We start from the raw sequence: 16,847 nt of genomic DNA on the forward strand, positions 1-16,847 counted from the left end.
AATTACAAAAAGTGCGACATTTGGTGTCGCTATTGAGTACCATTGAATGCATTCAAACAGATGCATTTACACCTTGTAGCCCATGGCCTCCAAAAAACCCGACACCTTGGAAACCCTGCGCCTGGCCATCGAGCTGCTGCGGCGCATCCCGCGCAGCCGCAAAGTCAGCACGGGTGAATTGCACAAAGAACTGCAGGCGGCCGGGTTTGAGCGCGACGAGCGCAGCATCCAGCGCCTGCTCAAGACCCTGAGCCAACACTTTGACATTGAGCGCGATGAGCGCAGCCTGCCCTATGGCTACAGCTGGAAAGACCAAGGCCAAGGCCTCATGGTGCCCACGCTCAACCGGCAAGAATCGCTGCTGCTGCTCTTGGCCGAGCAGCAATTGCAGCCGCTGCTGCCTCCAAGCGTGCTCAAGTCCATGGACGGGTTTTTCAGGCAAGCCCGCGCCAACCTGGCCCCGCACCAAGACGCCCAACTTGAAAAGCAATGGCTGGGCAAGGTGCGCGTGGTCAGCGAAACCCAACCCCTGCTGCCGCCCAAGATGGCCGACGGCGTGCTGGCCGCGGTGACCGGTGCCCTCTACGGTAACCACTGGTTGAACGTGGACTACACCAACCAGAAAGACGAACGCAAAACTTACCGCGTCATGCCCCTGGGCCTGGCACAGCAAGGCCCCCGCATCTACCTGGTGTGCCGGTTTGAAGGCTACGACAACCAACGCATCCTGGCACTGCACCGCATCAACACCGCCACAGACAGCGGCTTGCCGTTTGAGCGCCCAGACTTTGACCTGGCCGCCTACGACGGCGAGGGCCACTTTGCCGTGGGCAACGGCGAACGCATCCGCCTGCAATTTGAAATCGACAAAGCCCCCGGCAAACACTTGCTGGAGTCGCCCCTGGCCGAAGACCAGTGCGTGATCGAAGGCCCGGGCAGCTACACCATCACCGCCACCGTGCAGCAGACCTTGCTGCTGGACCGGTGGTTGAACAGCTTTGGGGCGGGTATCCGCAACATCAGCAAAACACCGGTGGACGCATGAGCATCGCTGACATACGCCAAGGCAACGTATCGCGCCGACGCAATCCCTTGGTTGCTGAACTGTTTCGGCGCATCCAGATGGTAGAGGCCTGGGGCAGGGGCATGCCGCTGATTTTGGCCAATGCGCCAGCGGTCGAGTTTCGCAAAACGGCAGGCTTGTTCATTTCCAGTTTTGCCCGCCCGTCCTACAGGGATGACATGCCCTCTCCATCCAAAGAGTCAGAGTCACGGCCAGAGTCGCGGCCAGAGTCATTGGAAAGCCGTGTACTTCGGGTATTGCAAAACGGCCCACTCAGCAAAGCAGAACTGTCACAAAAACTGGGTCAAAAAACCGTCTCTGGGACGCTCAACCAATTGGTGCGCAGCTTGGTGACCAGTGGCAAGGTTGCGTACACGCTGCCAGAAAAGCCCAACAGCAGATTGCAGAAATACAAACTCAAAAAAGGGCCAACCCCATGACCCCCCACCTCAGCAAATCCCTGCTCAATAACTACCGCCAATGCCCGCGCCGCCTGTGGCTGGAGATGCAAGACCGCGCGGCCCGCAAGCAAGGCCAAGCGCCGCTGGCGCAAGCCAGCTACAGCGCTGACGCGCAAAAACGTTTTCTGGACGGGCATGTCATTGGCCGCATTGCCAAAGCCCGTTGGCCCAAAGGAATCGACATCGAAGCTCAAAGTTGGGTGGAAGACGACAGCGGCCACAAGCGCCGCGACCTGAGCTATGCCCAGCACCTCACGCAAACGTGGCTCATGCAAGGGGTGCCCCTGTTTGAGGCCACCTTCAGCCACAGCCAACTGCTCGTCATGGCCGATGTGATGCGGCCAGCCCAGCGTGGTGGCAAAACGGTCTGGCAGATGATCGAGGTCAAGTCCAGCACCACCCGCAAGGATTACCACATCACCGATTTGGCCACCCAGGTCTGGGTGGCGCAGCAATGCGGCGTGCCTGTGGTGGGGGCGGCCCTGATGCTGGTCAACAAGGGCTTTACGCTGCAAACCGCTGGCGACTACACCGGTTTGCTGGAACTGCACCAAGACGCTGAACTGAACGAGCAACTGCGCGACGCCATCCGACAAATGCCCGCCACCCTCAAAGGGGCGCACAGCACCTTGGCGCAAGCGCAAGAGCCCACCCAGCACCAACCCGGCGCGCAATGCACCAGCCCTTACGAGTGCCCGTACCTGGCGCATTGCACACAAGCTGACCGCAGCGCACGCCCCAGCAAGGCCGTGCCCATCCGCTTTTACAACGACCGAGGCGGCGCCAAAGCCCAGCAACTGCTGGACGCTGGCCACACCGACCTGCGCAAAGTGCCCGCCAAAACAGTGGCAGCGCTGTGGAACGGCGAGAGTGACACCCACCGCGTGAACCAACGACTGGCCCAGGCTGTGCGCACCGGGCAAGCGGTGTTGGACCGCGCTGGCGCACAAGCCGAACTGCAAGCCCTGAGCTGGCCCGTGCAGCACCTGGACTTTGAAACCATCAGCTTTGTGGCCCCCGTGTGGCCGGGCACGCGCAACGGACAACAGATCCCGTTTCAGTACAGCATGCACCGCCAGGCGCAAGGTGGCCAAGTGTTGGCGCACACCGAGTTTTTGGACACCAGCGGCCAAGACCCCCGCCGTGCACTGGCAGAGCAACTGGTCAAAGACATCGACCCCCGCTGCACCGTGTTGGCCTGGAATGACTCATTTGAACGCACCGTGATCCGCGACCTGGCCGACACCTTTGCTGACCTGCACAAACCGCTGATGCGCATCCACGACCAAGTGCAAGACCTGCTGCCCATCGTGCGGCGGCACTACTTTCACCCCGACATGGCCGCCGCCGAAGGCAGCACCTTCAGCATCAAGACGGTGCTGCCTTGCATGGTGCCGCACCTGCAATACAGCCAGCTCAACAGCGTGCAAAACGGTGGCGAGGCCCAACTGGCCTATCTGCTGGCCGCTGCGCCAAAAGGCGCCGAAAAAGAACCCGGCCAACCCATCACCAAGGCCGAACGCGAACAAGCCCGAAAGGATTTGCTGGCGTATTGCGGGTTGGATACGGAGGCGATGGTGGAAGTGACCTCGTTCCTTTATGACATCCCCACAAAAAAGAAAGCCATGACATGAGCCATTGCCGTTACTGCAACTCCACTTCGTTTGGCTCGGGCTGCCCGCACAGCCCTACCAAAAAGCACGAACACAACGGGGATGAAAAGAAATGTGAGTTCTGCAACTCGTCGTCATACGGCAGCGGGGCCAACAAGTGCCGCTGATGTGGATCGACGTCGACGGGGAGCTGGTGTCCGCATTCGCCGTCGGGGAAGCATGAGAAATAAATGTGGTTCGTTTTTAAAAAAATGATTGGTAGGAGTTCTCGCGAATGACTCGGAACACTTGGGGATTGCTGGGGCCGGAGTTTCTTTCTGGCGCACGCCGTACGCGCACACTAGGACTAGCTTCCGCAGTCCGATATTTCAACGACCGTGCAGTCCCTGGCGTGGGTGGCATTTGGTACGGGAAGCAACTTTTTCTTGCCTTACTGGGCGTCGTAGTGGCAGAGCGCGCTGCGCAACAGAGCCCAAAGTTCAAAACTAGCAAGATTCAAGTTGCCAACGCAATTGAGGCACTGGCTTGCTGGTTGGCGTTGAAGCAAAGCGATTCTGACCCCCGTCTTCGGGGGCGTGAAAAGTTGGCGGGCAAGCAGGCCAAGGACTTTGCTTTTTCCTTGGCCTGCAAACCGGGCTTTTATCTCACACAGCCCATGCGTATGCAAACAGTTCAGCCCTTGCTTGCGCTTGGTTTTGTGAGTGCGGCTGCTGAACGGTTCAATCTTTTTTCTTCTACGGCAGATGGACGAAATTTCGTTGATGCTGCTTGCAATGGTTACAAACCCTATAAGCACGATGTAGTCACGCATCTGACGGGTTGGGCGCTCGGTGATCACATTGACGTCGAATCTAAAGAACTTAGCGATGCATTGTCACCACTGGTGGCGATGCCGGTTTTGGCTAGTCAGCTTTTGCAAGAGCGTCTTCAGCAGGGGAACACACCCGATGCCGAACGCCGCCGCAACGCATTTGCGTGGATCAAAATCATGAAGCCTGGTCAGGATGCAAACGCATTGGCCTCAGGGCTGATCGGAACAAACCATTGGCATGACATTGAAGTGGGCGCTGTCTTTCTAGCGCTCCACGATCTGGCCATTTCAGCATTGGATGCGGTTGAAGTTGGTATGGGGTTCGAGTGTTCGATTCAAGATGGCACAAAAAAGGCGGCGACGCAACTTCAGAACTTGAAAACAGCAGCACAGAATTTTTTGGACTACGAGCATACCGATCGAAAAGATGCGGTTGAGTTTTGCAACGCGTGCGTTGCAGACCCCAAAACGGCATTGCAGTCGTTGGTCAGACGCGATGACACGGTGCTCAGACTGGAAGGTGAAAAAATCAAACGGGGTCCGGCTTTTCTAGGCAAATTGATTCAGGCATCCATAGACAATTTGAAAACCACAGGTGATACCCCTGTCCCACCCAGCCTATCCCATCGCTTTCGCAATATGTATCGTCTTAACCTCGACTTAAATAGCCAGATACATGAGTGGCTGCAAGCGCGTAATCAAAATGATGGGGGGCAGAATGAGCAAGAGTGACTTTCGCCCACCTTCACTGGCGCAGCACTTCGATCCGCCACCGGACTATGTGGGGCTTTTCGGATGGATGGTCGGATTTTCTGCCGATGCATCGTTCATGAACGATGCCGCCGAACGTTTTACGACATACACATATGCACAGCGCGCAAGTGCAGGCCGCATTGCGCTAGCCCTGTTTCTTGATCCACACAATCAGCCCATCTCTCTGGTGGATGCACCTGGTGTGGCACATTTGCCGTTTAAAAATCTTGCCAACAGGCCATGCAGGCTTGTCCATGCCAAAGTTGCCATTCTTGGGTTTCGGCATACCGAACACCGAGATAAGTGGTACCTGCGGTTGCTCGTTTCTACTGGCAACTGGACGCGGCAGACTCTGGAGGAGAGTCTAGATCTGGCTTGGGCCGTGGATGTGTCCAGCGACGAGTTGAATCAGGCTGCCGATGAAGCCAAGGCGGCTTGCGCAGACATCAAGGCGGCGAACAACTTGATGCAGTGGTTGCGCGATGGGGCGAACGGTTTGTTTGATGTGCGATTGTTGCAATCCAATCAGGCCACACAAGACCAGCTAGATGTGGACGGATGGATACGCGAGTGTGTCAAAGAAGCCAGAGGTATCGCCCCTCGCTTCTTCGACAACCGAGATAGATCCATGCTCGCGCAGCTACCGCAGCTTGTGAACAAGATCAGCAAAGTTTCACGCAACTACTTGGCATTGGGGTCTGGATTCTATGAAGGTGAGAAAACCACTGTGCCGCAAAAAATTATCGCGAGTCTGAAAGACGCAGGCATTCTTACTCGAAGCGCTGAGATTGATCTCTTTGTTAACCCAACCGCCTGCCAATCGATCGCGGTTTCATTCGGCATACTTGAGAACGAAGGCGTAACTGTCAGCCCCGCCAAAGCCCCCGCCTTGTTATTCAAGGAGGATAACGTCCGCACTTTGCACGCCAAGTTTCTTTTTAGTGCGAACTACTCGAATAATTCAAACAAGTGCAATAGCTCATGGATCTATCTTGGCTCCGGCAACCTTACCAATCCCGGTTTCGCTAAGAGCATGAGTGCAAATGGTGGAAATTTGGAAGCTGGCATTGTGTTCGGTGCCGATGGCTTGCTGTGGTGTGGAGACAAAAAGGGCGAACCTTTAGCTAAGGTCGTTACCAACCTACTGCCTATCGAAAAGGATGGCGAGAAGCGGGCCCTTCCCGAGCTCAAAGCTGGCGAGGGCTGGGAGCCGGAGCCTCTCAGTCACTTCGCCCCTCCAGTCCCATGGCTGGTTTGGTATGAAAGAGAAAACGCCAGCGAACTTCGTTTGCCAGATAGTGTTGCTGGTGACATTTCGTCTTTCGTTATCTTGAACGCTGCCGGCGCTAATGTTCAGCAGAACGACGAATCCCATTTTCCTTGGACTGGCGCGCAACCTCAGCAGGTTCGCTGCCTATGGAAAGTTTCCAACGAGGAGCGTACAGCCTGGGTACCCGTAATGGACGAATTTGGTCGAATTGCAGCTATCAAATTGCCGCTCATCGTGAACATGGAAGAAGCATGGTTGCAACTCTCCGACTTTCCCAACCCGCCTGAATTGCACGAACCGGATGAGACAGACGGCAGTGCGGAAGATGAGGGAAAAGCCGACACATCCAGCAATGCAAATGTCACTGCTGCATCCAACTACCCCATCCGCCAGATGATGGAACTGGTGGAACAAATCGCTGGAAAGCAGACCGATATTCAGGAACATGATTGGCCGTTGTGGTGTCGCCGCTTGGAGCAGACGCTGATTCAGGCTAAAGGTAGCAAAGTGGTTGAGTACTTTGCCAATGACTTGAAGATGAATCCACTTGCCCCTTTGCGCCATGCGTCATTCAGGCCGGAATATGCGGAGGACGAAACGACAGATGCAGGGCGACGGTATGGGTATGCGCTTGCGAGCATTCAGAATGTTTGGGGTGTTCAGGACTTATCGGCCTTGGGTGAAGAACCATGAGTAAGTTTGCAGGATGGGCGCACGTTGCAAAGAATTTGCATTGCTTTGCCAATGGCAACGAGTTAGATATCAACAACGGCCAGCGCGCGAGCCTAATTGCCATTGCAAAACACATTCCCCAAAACGGAATGATCATTGCCGACGAAGTGGGCATGGGCAAAACCCGTATAGCCACCACACTAACCAAGGCTGTCATCGAAGCCGGTGGCCGCGTTGCCATCCTCGTTCCGCCAGGTTTAGGGTCGCAGTGGGTTGAGGAGCTAGGAAAATCGCATGTGGATGGCGTGCAGCCTATTCTTCGTAGCCTTTGGCAATACTTACAGGCGTGGGAAGACGGGAACAATCCTACACCGTGGTTTGAACAACGCGTTGTTCTTATGTCGCACGCCTTTTGCAACTGGCGCCTATGTGAAAATGCTGCCGGATGGCGATTTGAACTACTACCAGAGCTGTACGCACATTGGAAGACGCTCCAGGATACAAGTTGGGTTAGGAAAAAGAAATCAACTGATCCTTGGGTCGTAAATGCAGCTAAGAGCATTGCCGAGGCAATAGAGAAAAGCCCTCAGAATTCTCAAAACAGAGAGCGAATTTCGGAATTGGTGTTGCCCGATCCTTGGACATCAGCTTTCAAGGGAAAAGAATATGAAAACCATACTGAACTTCGATCCGTGTTAGAAAAAGCGGTTGGTCTTGGATTGGGTCTGTTTGACTTGGTAATTATTGATGAGGCGCACAAAAGTAGAGGTCTAGAGAGCGGTCTGAACCGGCTGTTGGAGTCGGTCGTTTTGTCGTCATATGGAGCACGCCGATTGGCAATGACCGCCACACCGATTGAACTGGATGTTAGCCAATGGCAGCAAATTTTTTGCCGTATTGGTGTGCAAGATGACAAAGCCAAAAACGCTATCGTCACTTACGCCGCCGCTGTTCAGCAAGTTCGACAACTTCCAAACAATAAAACGAAGCAAGAAGAATTTACAGAAGCTGCTCAGAATTTCCAATCAACCCTAGGCCAATACATTCTGCGCCGAGGCAAAAGCGAAGTTGAATCCGTCAAAGCCTTTGTAGAGCGAGACTGCAATGAGCACGGCGACTATCGTCGTTTGAGTGACATTGCGGTGCAAACGGCTGCGCTTTCACCCGCATGGAAGCAAGCCGTATGCGTAGCAGAGGCGCTTTCATTCGTTACACCTGGACTGAATGATCTAACTGCAAAACGACTCCGTCTGACTTTGGGGAATGGTCACGGCATTTCCGTGCTGATGGATCAATCCTTGCGTCATGAGGTCGATGACGCTACTTACGAAATCACTCCAAAGCCACTTGCCCAGTATCGCGATGATGAACAGAAGGAAGACAAACGGACGAAACGTGTCGAATGGTGGAAAAACGTTATGTCTCTGGCATTCAAAGGCAATGAGGATCAGAAGGCAGGTGAAGCCGCCTTATATGCCCACCCTGCCATTCTTGCCGCAGTGGCAGCAATCGAAGCTGCATGCGAACAAGGTGAGAAAGTGCTCGTTTTTGGTCGCTTCACCCGTCCAATGCAGGCGCTGGTTCGTTTACTCAACGCGAGGGAGATGTTGCGTTGTTTGTATAAATGGAACCGTCATTGGCCACAAGAAGTATTGCGGAAAGATGATCAGGTTAATGAGGATGTGGCCGTTTCCGCAGCCCTTCTTCAATTGGAAATCGGCAAAACATTGGAGAATGTGAAAGCCCTGCTGAAAAAACAATATGGGGAATTGGAAAAGCAGCGTGATGCTTTTCGAAGCAATTTGGAAGCACACATCAGAGATGGCTTGATGCAAGCCCACTTGAAAGATAAAACCCGCACAGAAGCACTGTTCAAGGCATTTTCAGAAGTCCTTGATGTTCCTGTTGAGGTTAGCGACCCAAAGATAACTGCGCGTGTACTGGTGGCCCGTGCCATTCAAGAAACATTGTCGCCGGAAGATTTGGAAAAACCGACAAGCATTGCTCTTGCATTTGAGTCCATCGTCACCGCTGCCTCTGATACGGACGAAGGTGATGTGGATGGCGATGGTCAACTGAACCCCACAGAGGCAGGCAAAATGTGGAGCGCTTTGATGGTGCGCCTGAAAGGAGAGTTCGGTCGCCAAGAAGGCAGTTTTGCCCGCCTGATGAATGGCAACACCAAGCCGCATACCCGCCGCTTGCTTCAACTCGCGTTCAACCGTGAGCATGCCAATCCCAAAGTACTGGTAGCCCAGTCCATGGTCGGGCGTGAAGGCTTGAACCTGCATGAAGCCTGCCGCACGGTCATCTTGCTACACGCTGAATGGAACCCCGGGGTGGTTGAGCAGCAAATCGGCCGTGTGGACAGAATCAACAGCCTGTGGGAAAAGAAGCTTGCAAATGCGCTTGCTCAAAATTTCCCAGCAGATGCTCTACCCAAAATTGAAATTCGACCCGTCATATTTCAAGGCACTTATGACGAACACAACTGGAAAGTGCTGATGCAGCGTTGGGATGACCTGCGTGCGCAACTTCATGGTGTGGTTATCACGCCGTCTATCGCTGAACATCTGTCCCCGGAGGTGGTCAGAAGCATCAACGCCTGCGCACCCAATTTTTCGCCGTTACGGCGGCAAACCCCAAGCTTGAATCCGTGATCCGGGGAATTTGGATGGCCACAGCCTGTGAGCGAGCGCATTAACTTCTCAGGGCAGAGGCCCGCGGTCTTTTGTGTGCACTGGGAAGAGTCCGCCATGGGCCAAAGCCTGGACCCAAGCTTTCCGCGCTTATTGAGACCGTATGTCGACTGGTGTGCCAAGCATGGTCACTTTGTGCCCAGGCTGAACAAGCCGGAGCACGTCGGACCTGGCGTGGGTCTGTGACGGCTGTCCTTAGGGCGCAGTCAACGTGCGGCGCTAATTGTCGTGATCACCAAGACACTGGTGGCCTTCTCTCACTTTGATGGAACCATCATGTCCAACCAGCTGCGACACCGCCGCCGTCACACGCACCGCAGCAATGCCCTCAAGCGTGTGGCGCCCACTCGCTTCACGCACACGCGAGCCACACGCCGCAGCCTGGCGCTGGCGGTGCAGCGTTTGATCGACGCGTCTACGCGCTTCAAATTGGTGCCCATACGGCGCAGCCGCTGGTCGCACACTCTGGCGCTGCAGGGCTGGCCCGATGCTGTGCGTGTGCAGGTTTCCATCGATTCGCTGGCATTGGTGGTCACACACGATGGGCAATGGTGGGACGCTTTGCTGTGGCCTGATTGCCAGCCGCAAAAATGCCGTGGCGGTTGGCGTTGTGCGCTGTGCACTCAGATGGCTCCTTGCAGTCATGTCTTTCGCCAACTTTCGGATTTGTTGTTTGAAGACTTGGCGCAGCCTTTGCTCACCTATTTGAATCGGCTGCCTGAGCAGGCACAACTGCGTTTGTCTGCATTTCAGGATGGTGGTGCTACTTGGGCCAAGGTGGACGCAGACGATGGCACGGCGCCCGGCGGGGCTTGCGCCGTGGTGAGCTGGCCGATTGGCGGCACAGCATGAAAGTCTTTTTGGACGATGAGCGCAGCACCCCCGAAGGCTGGGTGCGTGTGTATTGGCCTGACGAGGCCATTGCCTTGTTGCAGACGGGGCAGGTGACCGAGATCAGCCTGGACCACGATCTGGGCGATGATGCCCGGGGCACCGGTTACGACGTGGTGCTGTGGGTCGAAGAGGCGGTGCATTTGCGCGCCTTTGTGCCGCCGCGCATGCATGTGCATTCAGCCAATGCGGCGGCGCGTGCGCGCATGCTCGCGGGTATTGCATCCATTGAACTGACCCGCAATTCAAAGATCTGACCTTCAGGCAAATGATGTCCCTGAGCAATCAAAGTATTGCCCGGGGCAGTCAGGGCACCAGGGTGAGATTTGCGCGTACGTCAGCTCAATTGATGGAGCAAGAATAAGACTTCACTTGTGGGTGTCGATCAATTTCGACGGTGAATTGCTTGATGTCGCCGGGATTCCATTTGTCATAGGCCATTGACTTGACTCTCGTCAGTACTGTGCCGCTGGGTGCGGTGCCGATACAGGTAAACCCAACGTCTTTCATGGACGTGTTTTTGACGTTACCGATATTGACGGTGAGGGTTTGACTTCGTTCTGAAGGAACATAGCATTGGCTCAGTGACCATACATCAGACAGGTTGCGTGCTTGGTTCATCAAAGCCGACTTGTCGTCGTCAAGGCAAGTTTTTTCAGACCGCACAACAACAATACCTCCTGCCCCCTTGATGGCGTTCCAGCGTGCAGCCACTTCAGCTTTCTGCTGGGCAGCATCTTTTTCGGCTGCTTGCTTTTCAGCAAGGCGTCTGTCCTCTTCATCAAGCCTTTTTGACTCAGCTTCCCGCAGTTCAGCCAATGCAGCATATCGTTGTTGAAGCATGTCGGATTGCTGGTCGGTAGGGATATGTTCCTCATCAACGACTGAACCGTAGCAATCAACAAAAATGTAGTGCTTCATGAAGATGCCCGCATCCACGTAGGCGGTTTCCTTGCAACCAAGGTCAAATTGTTCAACAAACTTGAATTTCTTATTCGTTGTTGGATCGAAAGTGGTGCTTGCCATTTTCGATTCCTGACCGAGCAGACCAGAAAAAAAGCTTTTCACTTTGTTATCGATCTGATCTGCGATTTTTTTGCCAGCTGAAGGTGGCGGCTCTCCAAACGAGGAGATTTGGGCTTGAGCCACGTTGGCACATAAAGCAAGGGCGGTGATGGTGTGGGCGTATTTCATCTCGGATTTATCCGTGAGGGTTGGACATCCGAAGACTTTCGCTGCTGGTGCGACAAGATGCGACGGTTGTACGCAGCCCTTGCGGTCAGAGGCTTGTGTTTTGTGCAGAGGGCTGTGTGAAGTAAAAACATTGGCGGGTTTTTTCTATGACAGCTTCCAGCCGCGCATTCGTTAAAGACCAAACACCGCGCAGAAATACTGTCTTACGCGGGCGGCATGTCCAATGTCAGCAGATGGTGCCCAACCAGCTCGGCATCGTTTCTGGCGGTCAGGATGACCGTACAAAGCCAGCTGCCTGCGGCGGGTAGCTCAGGCATGTAGATACACCACGAAATGCCATTGAACTGCTCTGGCAGTATGTCTTTTTGAAAAAGTTGCGTGCCGATTTGTCGGTCGTAGCAGTGACCTGTCAATTCCATGTGTTCAGCGCAAACCAATTGAACCTGCACTTGTCGCAATGCCTCCGGACTCTGGATTCGACATTGCAGCAGGGTGGGGTGATGCGGCGTGAGCATCACAAAACTGTGCCGCAGTTTGGGCGGAATGTATGCACGGCTGCTGAGGGGCAAGACCACTCTGCGTGGTGGGTGTTGTTGGTGCAAGTCCAGCAAAGCACCCACATCGTTTTCTCCGCGCTGGGTGCAGGCCAGCAGCCAGCGTCCGTCAGCGGACAAGACGCCCGTGGTGCGAGCTGGGGCGCTCTTGTATTCGCTTTGCAGTTCGCAGGTGTTGCCGTCTTGCGCCTCTCCGGTCTCGGCATCAAATACGACGATCAGACCGCAGGCATGCCCGGCTGCCACGGTGCGGCCGTCTGGCGTGGCCAGCAGCCATTGCACGGCTGCGCCAGAGAATTGGTAGCGCTGCGGCTCATCGGCCGACGCATTGGACGTGCGCAGGATGCGGCCGTTTGAATATCCAAGCAGCGTGTGGCCAAGCGGCGTGTCGCGTGTCAGCGGGCATGAGCAGGTGATTTGTGGGGTCATGCCGCCATGGTGGCGCTGGGGCCGACACGTTGCGTCGGGGTTGTGCGAAAACGGGTGACTATTCAACGCCAACGCAGCCGGGCCGATTCAAGAACTTTTCGTGTTGATGCGCTGTGCTGCTGTGCGGCGCATGTTGTCGCTCTCATGCCCACACTGCATGGCATGACACCAACACCCGAAACCCCACCCGTCCCGAACTACCAGAACGCGCCCCATGAGGCCGACCCGATGGATCTATTCATGCCCGCATTGCAAGACGCCATTGAACAGCTGGAGGTCATGCACGACGCCTGGTGGCGCGTGAACGATGCTTTGCTTTTGCTGCACAACATGGAAACAGTCGACCCGGCATTCATGCCCGATGCATTGGCCGACTTGGAGGTCTTGAGAGTGAAGATTGGGCATTTAAAGCACGCAGTGCGCTGGGAGCTGGATGAGCAGCGGCAGCGCATGGATGCCCGTGCTGTGCAGGCGATGACGCGTTCACCAGAGGACACGGCGGCACTGCGCACACAGCTGGCGCAGGCCGATTTGAACCTGAGCACGCTCTACCAGCATTTACTGCAACTGGGCAAGCAATGCGGACAGCCGCTGGTGCAAGAGTTGTCGGGGCATGCGTCGGGCTTTCCCCCACCGATGTGGGACGCCGAAGTGCGTGTGAGTCTGGACTACATGCTCAATGACGATCATCCACTCTACGACGACAGGAGCAATAACCACTTGGCGCGGCAAGAACCGATCAACTGGCACGTCAATGCCGAGGGTGTCAAGTCGCGTGAAATGGACGATGACCCGCAGCAGGACAACTGGCTCGACTACAAACATGCTTGGATGAGCCGCCAAGGCTGGCTGACGCACGATGTGCTGGAGCACAACTATGGTCATCACCCTCACTTTGGTGTGGCCGCTTTGCTGCACACGGGCTTCATCTGGGTAGAGGTGAACACAGTGCGCTCGTATGTCTTTGACCTGAATTCAGGTCGCTTCATTGCGCAGGAGAAGTGATGGAAACGCAAATGGCAACGCTTGAATTGGCGCTGACGCAGATGCGGCTCATTGACAATGCCTGGTGGCGTGTGAACGATGCCTTGTGTTTGCTGCGTGGGCTTGAGGCTGACGGTGTGCCCTTCATGGAAATGGCCCTTGCCGATTTGAAGGCACTAGAGAAAAGCGTTTGGATTCTCAAGGACGCGATCAAGAGGCAGATGGAAAGTTGTCGCGAGCGCATGGATGCGCAGGCGGTGGATGCCATGACGCAATCGCCCGAGGACGAGGCCAGCTTGCGTGCACGCCTCGTTCAAGCCGATTTGAACTTGCATGTGCTTTACAAGCATTCGCTACAACTTGGGCGGCAGACTGCGCAGTCTTTGGTGAATGAGGCCATGGGGCGAGAGTCTGGTTTTCCTCCGCTTGCAGACAATGCAGTGGTGAGGGTGGAGCTGGAATACCTGCCTGATCAGAATGAGCTGACGCATACCGATCAGGGCGGCACCGTCCTGGCGCATCAGGAGGCGCTGTTTTGTTGGGTCTCTGACAAGGGGATCAGCGACAACGCCATAGAAGAAGACCTGGAAAACGAAAACTGGATGGATTTCAGTCACCCTTGGATGAGTTGGCAAAGTTGGCTCACACACGATGTGTTGGAGCACAACTACGGTCGAAATCCTCGCTTTGGGGTTGCTGCATTGCTGAAGACAGGCACCGTGCGGGTGCAATTGCGTACTGTGCGTTTATATGAGTATGACCTGCACGCAGGGCAGTTTGTGTCGCCGTCATCGCCTTGACGGCGGCGCAGCAGATCCAGGAATCGGCCTGCACACGGCTTGGTTCAAGGGTTGGCCGTCAGCGCGGCGAGAATGAGGGATGCTTTCATGGCATGAATCCTTGGGATGGAGGTGAGAAAAAGGTGATCAACTGTTTGGGCTTGTCGACAGCGCTTGCTCAGACGCCAATCGCTTCGTAGCGGCTTTCACCCGGCTTGAGGTCTGGGTCGTAGACATCCCAGCAGAGCCAGCGCAAGTGGCTGGGGTGTTGTGCTCGCCATGTCGTCAGCGCTTTTGCGTGATGGGAAAAAGAGCCCGTTGCGTGAGCCCTGAGCACCACCATGCTTTGCACGGCGTGCGCTGACAGTTGCGACCAGACGGCATCCAGCGCCGCCTGGATGTGTTCAGGCCCATGGGCCATGGCGCTGCCTATGTGAGCGCCATGGCTTTGCGTGCTTGGCCATGGGTTTTCAGGATCAAAGAGCGCCGCCAAATCCGGCAGTTCAGCATTCCACAAGACCGAGTGAATGCCGTCGCACTGCAAAGCCAGCATCAGGTCGATGGCTGTTTGCAGATGCTGTGTTGCCACGCCGCAGAAACGCAAAACCATGGTTGCTTGCAGTGCGCTGGCGTTCCACGGTGCTTGTTCAATAGGCGCCTGTGCATCGTCCAGTACCAGCCAAAGATGGACGTGGGACACTATGTCCTGCGTACATTCCTGCAAGGCCGTATGCGTCAATGGCGACACACTCCACAGCCGGATGACGGGACTTTCATCTTGGTCATGGGTCGTTTTTTCTTTCGTGCGCGGCGCGAATTTGTAGATGTGTGCAGTAGAGAGCATGGGCGGTTTTCTCACAGAGGTGACGTGCGTGTCAGTGCTGTCAGTGCAGTTCAAAACCACTGCTGTTGCCGATCTGGCGCAGCGCCGCATCGGTGGCGATCCAGTGAAAGACGCTGTCAAAGCGTTCCTGCAACTGGCGCATGTCCTGCACCCCGTTGTAGCGGTCGTAAAGTATGGCGATCAGGTGGTATTCGGCAGTGCGGTTGCGCTTGCCTTGGGCCAGGTGGCAGCACACACTTGCCAGGCACGCCATCAGTTCTTCGCGCAGCAGTGCGGAGGTGTATTGCGGCCAGGCATGGGTCGCCTGTTCGGCTGTCGCCCCTTTTTGCATTTCGTAGGCTTTGTAGATCAGCGCTTCGGTTTCAGCGCTGTTCAAGGTGCAGCCCAGCGGCGCCATGGTGTATTGCAGCAAGGCCAAGCTGATCTCGAATGGGCGCATGAATTCGGGACTCCAGCGGAGTCGAAGGTGAAAGCAGTTCGCCAGGGCGTTGCTCAGCAACTTGCTCATGGTTGCGCTGCTCCAGACAAAGTCAGCCACAGGCGTGCAAGTTGTTCGGCTTCTTCTGCCGGGCTGTCTTGTGCGGGGTCGCAGCTGATCTGATGGGCCGCCAGCACCTCTTGCAAACGTGTGGGGGCTCCATCGGGCCGAGCATTCAGTACTTCACGCAGATCGGTGATGCTCGACACTAAGGTGTGCATGGCAGGCAGACCACAGCGGCGCTGCGCCCGGTCGAGACAGTTCACATGAAAATCTGCGTGCCACACCAGCAAATGCGCACCCTGAACGTAGGACAACCAGCTGCCAGCCACATCACGCCATATGTGGCTGTCAGCCAGACTGGCGTTGCTGTGGCCGTGGGCCAGCGTGCCCGATCTGGGGATGGGCGTTTGCGGGTTCAGCATGGTGTGAAATCGCTCTGGTGTGATGCACCCGTCCTGCACGGTGACGGCGGCCAGCTCAATCAATTGGGCATCTGGGGCCAGCGCGTCGTGGGCTTCGCAGCGCATGGCCACCACTTTTCCCGCAATGCGCTGGCTCATGCCGTGCCCAGCAGGTCCAGCAGTTGTGGCAAGCCCTGTGCGGCCGAGGTGGGCCATTGCACGCGCATGTACTTGGCCAGTTCGGAGGGGGTGGGGTTGATCTCTGCCACAAACTTGCCCAGGTTGTGGGCATTGAGGGGCAGCTCGGCCGCAGGCCAGACCACGCCAGAGGTGCCCACCACCAGCATGGCGTCGCAGGTGTCCACCAGGTCTTCCGCCTGGCGAAAAGCGTCTTGCGGCATTTCTTCGCCAAACCAGACCACGCCAGGGCGTAGGTAGCCCTGGCAGTGCTGGCAGCGCGGTGGGTCCAACTCGGTCAGGCTGGCGTCGGGCTCGCCTGGCGCAAATTCGCCTGGCCTGTGGCACGCCATGCAGCGCGGCGCAAACAGGCTGCCGTGCAGGTGAATGACGCTGGCGCTGCCTGCGCGCTCGTGCAGGTTGTCCACGTTTTGCGTGACCACATCCACCTGTACCTCGTGCCCGTGCAGGCGCTGCAAGGTGCCTGCCAGTTGCGCGATGGCCACATGCCCGGCGTGAGGCTGGGTGGTCATGACGGCACCGCGACGACCTTCATACCAGGCCCAGACGCGTTGCTTGTTCTCGCTCCAGCCTTGTGGGGTGGCCATTTGCCGCGTGTTGAATTGGGCCCACAGGCTGTCCGGTTTATCGCGAAAGGTGGCAATGCCGCTTTCGGCCGACATGCCCGCTCCGGTGAAGACGACGATGCGCCGGGCCTGGCGCAAGACTGCGGCGAGGGTGTGTTCGGGTGTGGTCATGGCAACTTTCCTG

Annotated in this window: 16 protein-coding genes; 10 read left to right on the forward strand and 6 right to left on the reverse strand. The window is 56.1% G+C overall.

Annotated elements, in window-relative coordinates; translation table 11 throughout:
* Positions 1-82 precede the first annotated feature (82 nt).
* From B9Z51_RS13235 to B9Z51_RS13270, 8 genes are all read left to right on the forward strand, one after another.
* Positions 83-1,045 (forward strand): YafY family protein, encoded by a 963-nt coding sequence (locus B9Z51_RS13235; RefSeq protein ID WP_108375471.1) that lies wholly within the window; start codon positions 83-85, stop codon positions 1,043-1,045.
* Positions 1,042-1,503, forward strand: a complete 462-nt coding sequence (locus tag B9Z51_RS13240) for a Fic family protein (protein WP_108375472.1) — start codon at positions 1,042-1,044, stop codon at positions 1,501-1,503. Before B9Z51_RS13235 ends, B9Z51_RS13240 begins: the two co-directional genes overlap by 4 nt.
* Positions 1,500-3,158 (forward strand): DUF2779 domain-containing protein, encoded by a 1,659-nt coding sequence (locus tag B9Z51_RS13245; RefSeq protein WP_108375474.1) that lies wholly within the window; start codon positions 1,500-1,502, stop codon positions 3,156-3,158. The genes B9Z51_RS13240 and B9Z51_RS13245 overlap by 4 nt, the downstream gene beginning before the upstream one ends.
* Positions 3,159-3,528: 370 nt before the next feature.
* A complete protein-coding gene (locus B9Z51_RS13250) occupies positions 3,529-4,680 on the forward strand; it encodes a hypothetical protein (protein WP_108375476.1) in 1,152 nt (383 codons plus the stop codon).
* Entirely contained in the window at positions 4,667-6,664 is a 1,998-nt protein-coding gene (locus B9Z51_RS13255; protein ID WP_146187768.1) for a hypothetical protein, read from the forward strand. The genes B9Z51_RS13250 and B9Z51_RS13255 overlap by 14 nt, the downstream gene beginning before the upstream one ends.
* Entirely contained in the window at positions 6,661-9,303 is a 2,643-nt protein-coding gene (locus tag B9Z51_RS13260) for a helicase-related protein (RefSeq protein ID WP_108375480.1), read from the forward strand. Before B9Z51_RS13255 ends, B9Z51_RS13260 begins: the two co-directional genes overlap by 4 nt.
* Before the next feature lie 315 nt (positions 9,304-9,618).
* A complete protein-coding gene (locus tag B9Z51_RS13265; RefSeq protein WP_146187769.1) occupies positions 9,619-10,194 on the forward strand; it encodes a hypothetical protein in 576 nt (191 codons plus the stop codon).
* Entirely contained in the window at positions 10,191-10,490 is a 300-nt protein-coding gene (locus B9Z51_RS13270) for a cyclic-phosphate processing receiver domain-containing protein (RefSeq protein WP_108375484.1), read from the forward strand. The genes B9Z51_RS13265 and B9Z51_RS13270 overlap by 4 nt, the downstream gene beginning before the upstream one ends.
* Positions 10,491-10,575: 85 nt before the next feature.
* Here B9Z51_RS13270 and B9Z51_RS13275 read toward each other — a convergent pair whose 3' ends face one another.
* Together B9Z51_RS13275 and B9Z51_RS13280 are read right to left on the reverse strand one after the other, a co-directional pair.
* Entirely contained in the window at positions 10,576-11,427 is an 852-nt protein-coding gene (locus B9Z51_RS13275; protein ID WP_108375486.1) for a hypothetical protein, read from the reverse strand.
* Between the two features lie 203 nt (positions 11,428-11,630).
* Positions 11,631-12,410 (reverse strand): hypothetical protein, encoded by a 780-nt coding sequence (locus B9Z51_RS13280; protein WP_108375488.1) that lies wholly within the window; start codon positions 12,408-12,410, stop codon positions 11,631-11,633.
* A 162-nt stretch (positions 12,411-12,572) separates the two neighbouring features.
* On the opposite strand from B9Z51_RS13280, the gene B9Z51_RS13285 reads away from it, so the two are divergent.
* Positions 12,573-13,415 (forward strand): hypothetical protein, encoded by an 843-nt coding sequence (locus B9Z51_RS13285; RefSeq protein ID WP_233254962.1) that lies wholly within the window; start codon positions 12,573-12,575, stop codon positions 13,413-13,415.
* On the forward strand, positions 13,415-14,194 hold the full coding sequence (locus B9Z51_RS13290; protein ID WP_108375492.1) for a hypothetical protein: 780 nt from the start codon (positions 13,415-13,417) through the stop codon (positions 14,192-14,194). Before B9Z51_RS13285 ends, B9Z51_RS13290 begins: the two co-directional genes overlap by 1 nt.
* 157 nt (positions 14,195-14,351) lie before the next feature.
* On the opposite strand, the gene B9Z51_RS13295 is transcribed toward B9Z51_RS13290, so the two are convergent.
* The 4 genes from B9Z51_RS13295 to B9Z51_RS13310 are packed head-to-tail and all read right to left on the reverse strand — an operon-like array spanning position 14,352 to position 16,834.
* Positions 14,352-15,107: a hypothetical protein gene (locus B9Z51_RS13295; protein WP_146187770.1), complete on the reverse strand. Its 756-nt coding sequence runs from the start codon at positions 15,105-15,107 to the stop codon at positions 14,352-14,354.
* Positions 15,058-15,525: a hypothetical protein gene (locus B9Z51_RS13300; protein ID WP_108375496.1), complete on the reverse strand. Its 468-nt coding sequence runs from the start codon at positions 15,523-15,525 to the stop codon at positions 15,058-15,060. The genes B9Z51_RS13295 and B9Z51_RS13300 overlap by 50 nt, the downstream gene beginning before the upstream one ends.
* Positions 15,522-16,058: an exonuclease domain-containing protein gene (locus tag B9Z51_RS13305; protein ID WP_108375498.1), complete on the reverse strand. Its 537-nt coding sequence runs from the start codon at positions 16,056-16,058 to the stop codon at positions 15,522-15,524. The genes B9Z51_RS13300 and B9Z51_RS13305 overlap by 4 nt, the downstream gene beginning before the upstream one ends.
* Positions 16,055-16,834, reverse strand: coding sequence for an NAD-dependent deacylase (locus tag B9Z51_RS13310; protein WP_108375500.1), 780 nt, complete (start codon positions 16,832-16,834; stop codon positions 16,055-16,057). Before B9Z51_RS13310 ends, B9Z51_RS13305 begins: the two co-directional genes overlap by 4 nt.
* Between the last annotated feature and the right edge of the window lie 13 nt (positions 16,835-16,847).

This window comes from Limnohabitans sp. T6-5 (assembly GCF_003063315.1).
GTDB lineage: Bacteria > Pseudomonadota > Gammaproteobacteria > Burkholderiales > Burkholderiaceae_C > Limnohabitans_A.

Excerpts from the sequence above, each read along its gene's own strand:
- B9Z51_RS13235 (WP_108375471.1), top strand. The coding sequence starts at position 83 with ATGGCCTCCAAAAAACCCGACACCTTGGAAACCCTGCGCCTGGCCATC.
- B9Z51_RS13240 (WP_108375472.1), top strand. The coding sequence starts at position 1,042 with ATGAGCATCGCTGACATACGCCAAGGCAACGTATCGCGCCGACGCAAT.
- B9Z51_RS13245 (WP_108375474.1), top strand. The coding sequence starts at position 1,500 with ATGACCCCCCACCTCAGCAAATCCCTGCTCAATAACTACCGCCAATGC.
- B9Z51_RS13255 (WP_146187768.1), top strand. The coding sequence starts at position 4,667 with ATGAGCAAGAGTGACTTTCGCCCACCTTCACTGGCGCAGCACTTCGAT.
- B9Z51_RS13260 (WP_108375480.1), top strand. The coding sequence starts at position 6,661 with ATGAGTAAGTTTGCAGGATGGGCGCACGTTGCAAAGAATTTGCATTGC.
- B9Z51_RS13265 (WP_146187769.1), top strand. The coding sequence starts at position 9,619 with ATGTCCAACCAGCTGCGACACCGCCGCCGTCACACGCACCGCAGCAAT.
- B9Z51_RS13270 (WP_108375484.1), top strand. The coding sequence starts at position 10,191 with ATGAAAGTCTTTTTGGACGATGAGCGCAGCACCCCCGAAGGCTGGGTG.
- B9Z51_RS13275 (WP_108375486.1), bottom strand. The coding sequence starts at position 11,427 with ATGAAATACGCCCACACCATCACCGCCCTTGCTTTATGTGCCAACGTG.
- B9Z51_RS13280 (WP_108375488.1), bottom strand. The coding sequence starts at position 12,410 with ATGACCCCACAAATCACCTGCTCATGCCCGCTGACACGCGACACGCCG.
- B9Z51_RS13285 (WP_233254962.1), top strand. The coding sequence starts at position 12,573 with ATGACACCAACACCCGAAACCCCACCCGTCCCGAACTACCAGAACGCG.
- B9Z51_RS13290 (WP_108375492.1), top strand. The coding sequence starts at position 13,415 with ATGGAAACGCAAATGGCAACGCTTGAATTGGCGCTGACGCAGATGCGG.
- B9Z51_RS13295 (WP_146187770.1), bottom strand. The coding sequence starts at position 15,107 with ATGCGGCGCTGCGCCAGATCGGCAACAGCAGTGGTTTTGAACTGCACT.
- B9Z51_RS13300 (WP_108375496.1), bottom strand. The coding sequence starts at position 15,525 with ATGAGCAAGTTGCTGAGCAACGCCCTGGCGAACTGCTTTCACCTTCGA.
- B9Z51_RS13305 (WP_108375498.1), bottom strand. The coding sequence starts at position 16,058 with ATGAGCCAGCGCATTGCGGGAAAAGTGGTGGCCATGCGCTGCGAAGCC.
- B9Z51_RS13310 (WP_108375500.1), bottom strand. The coding sequence starts at position 16,834 with ATGACCACACCCGAACACACCCTCGCCGCAGTCTTGCGCCAGGCCCGG.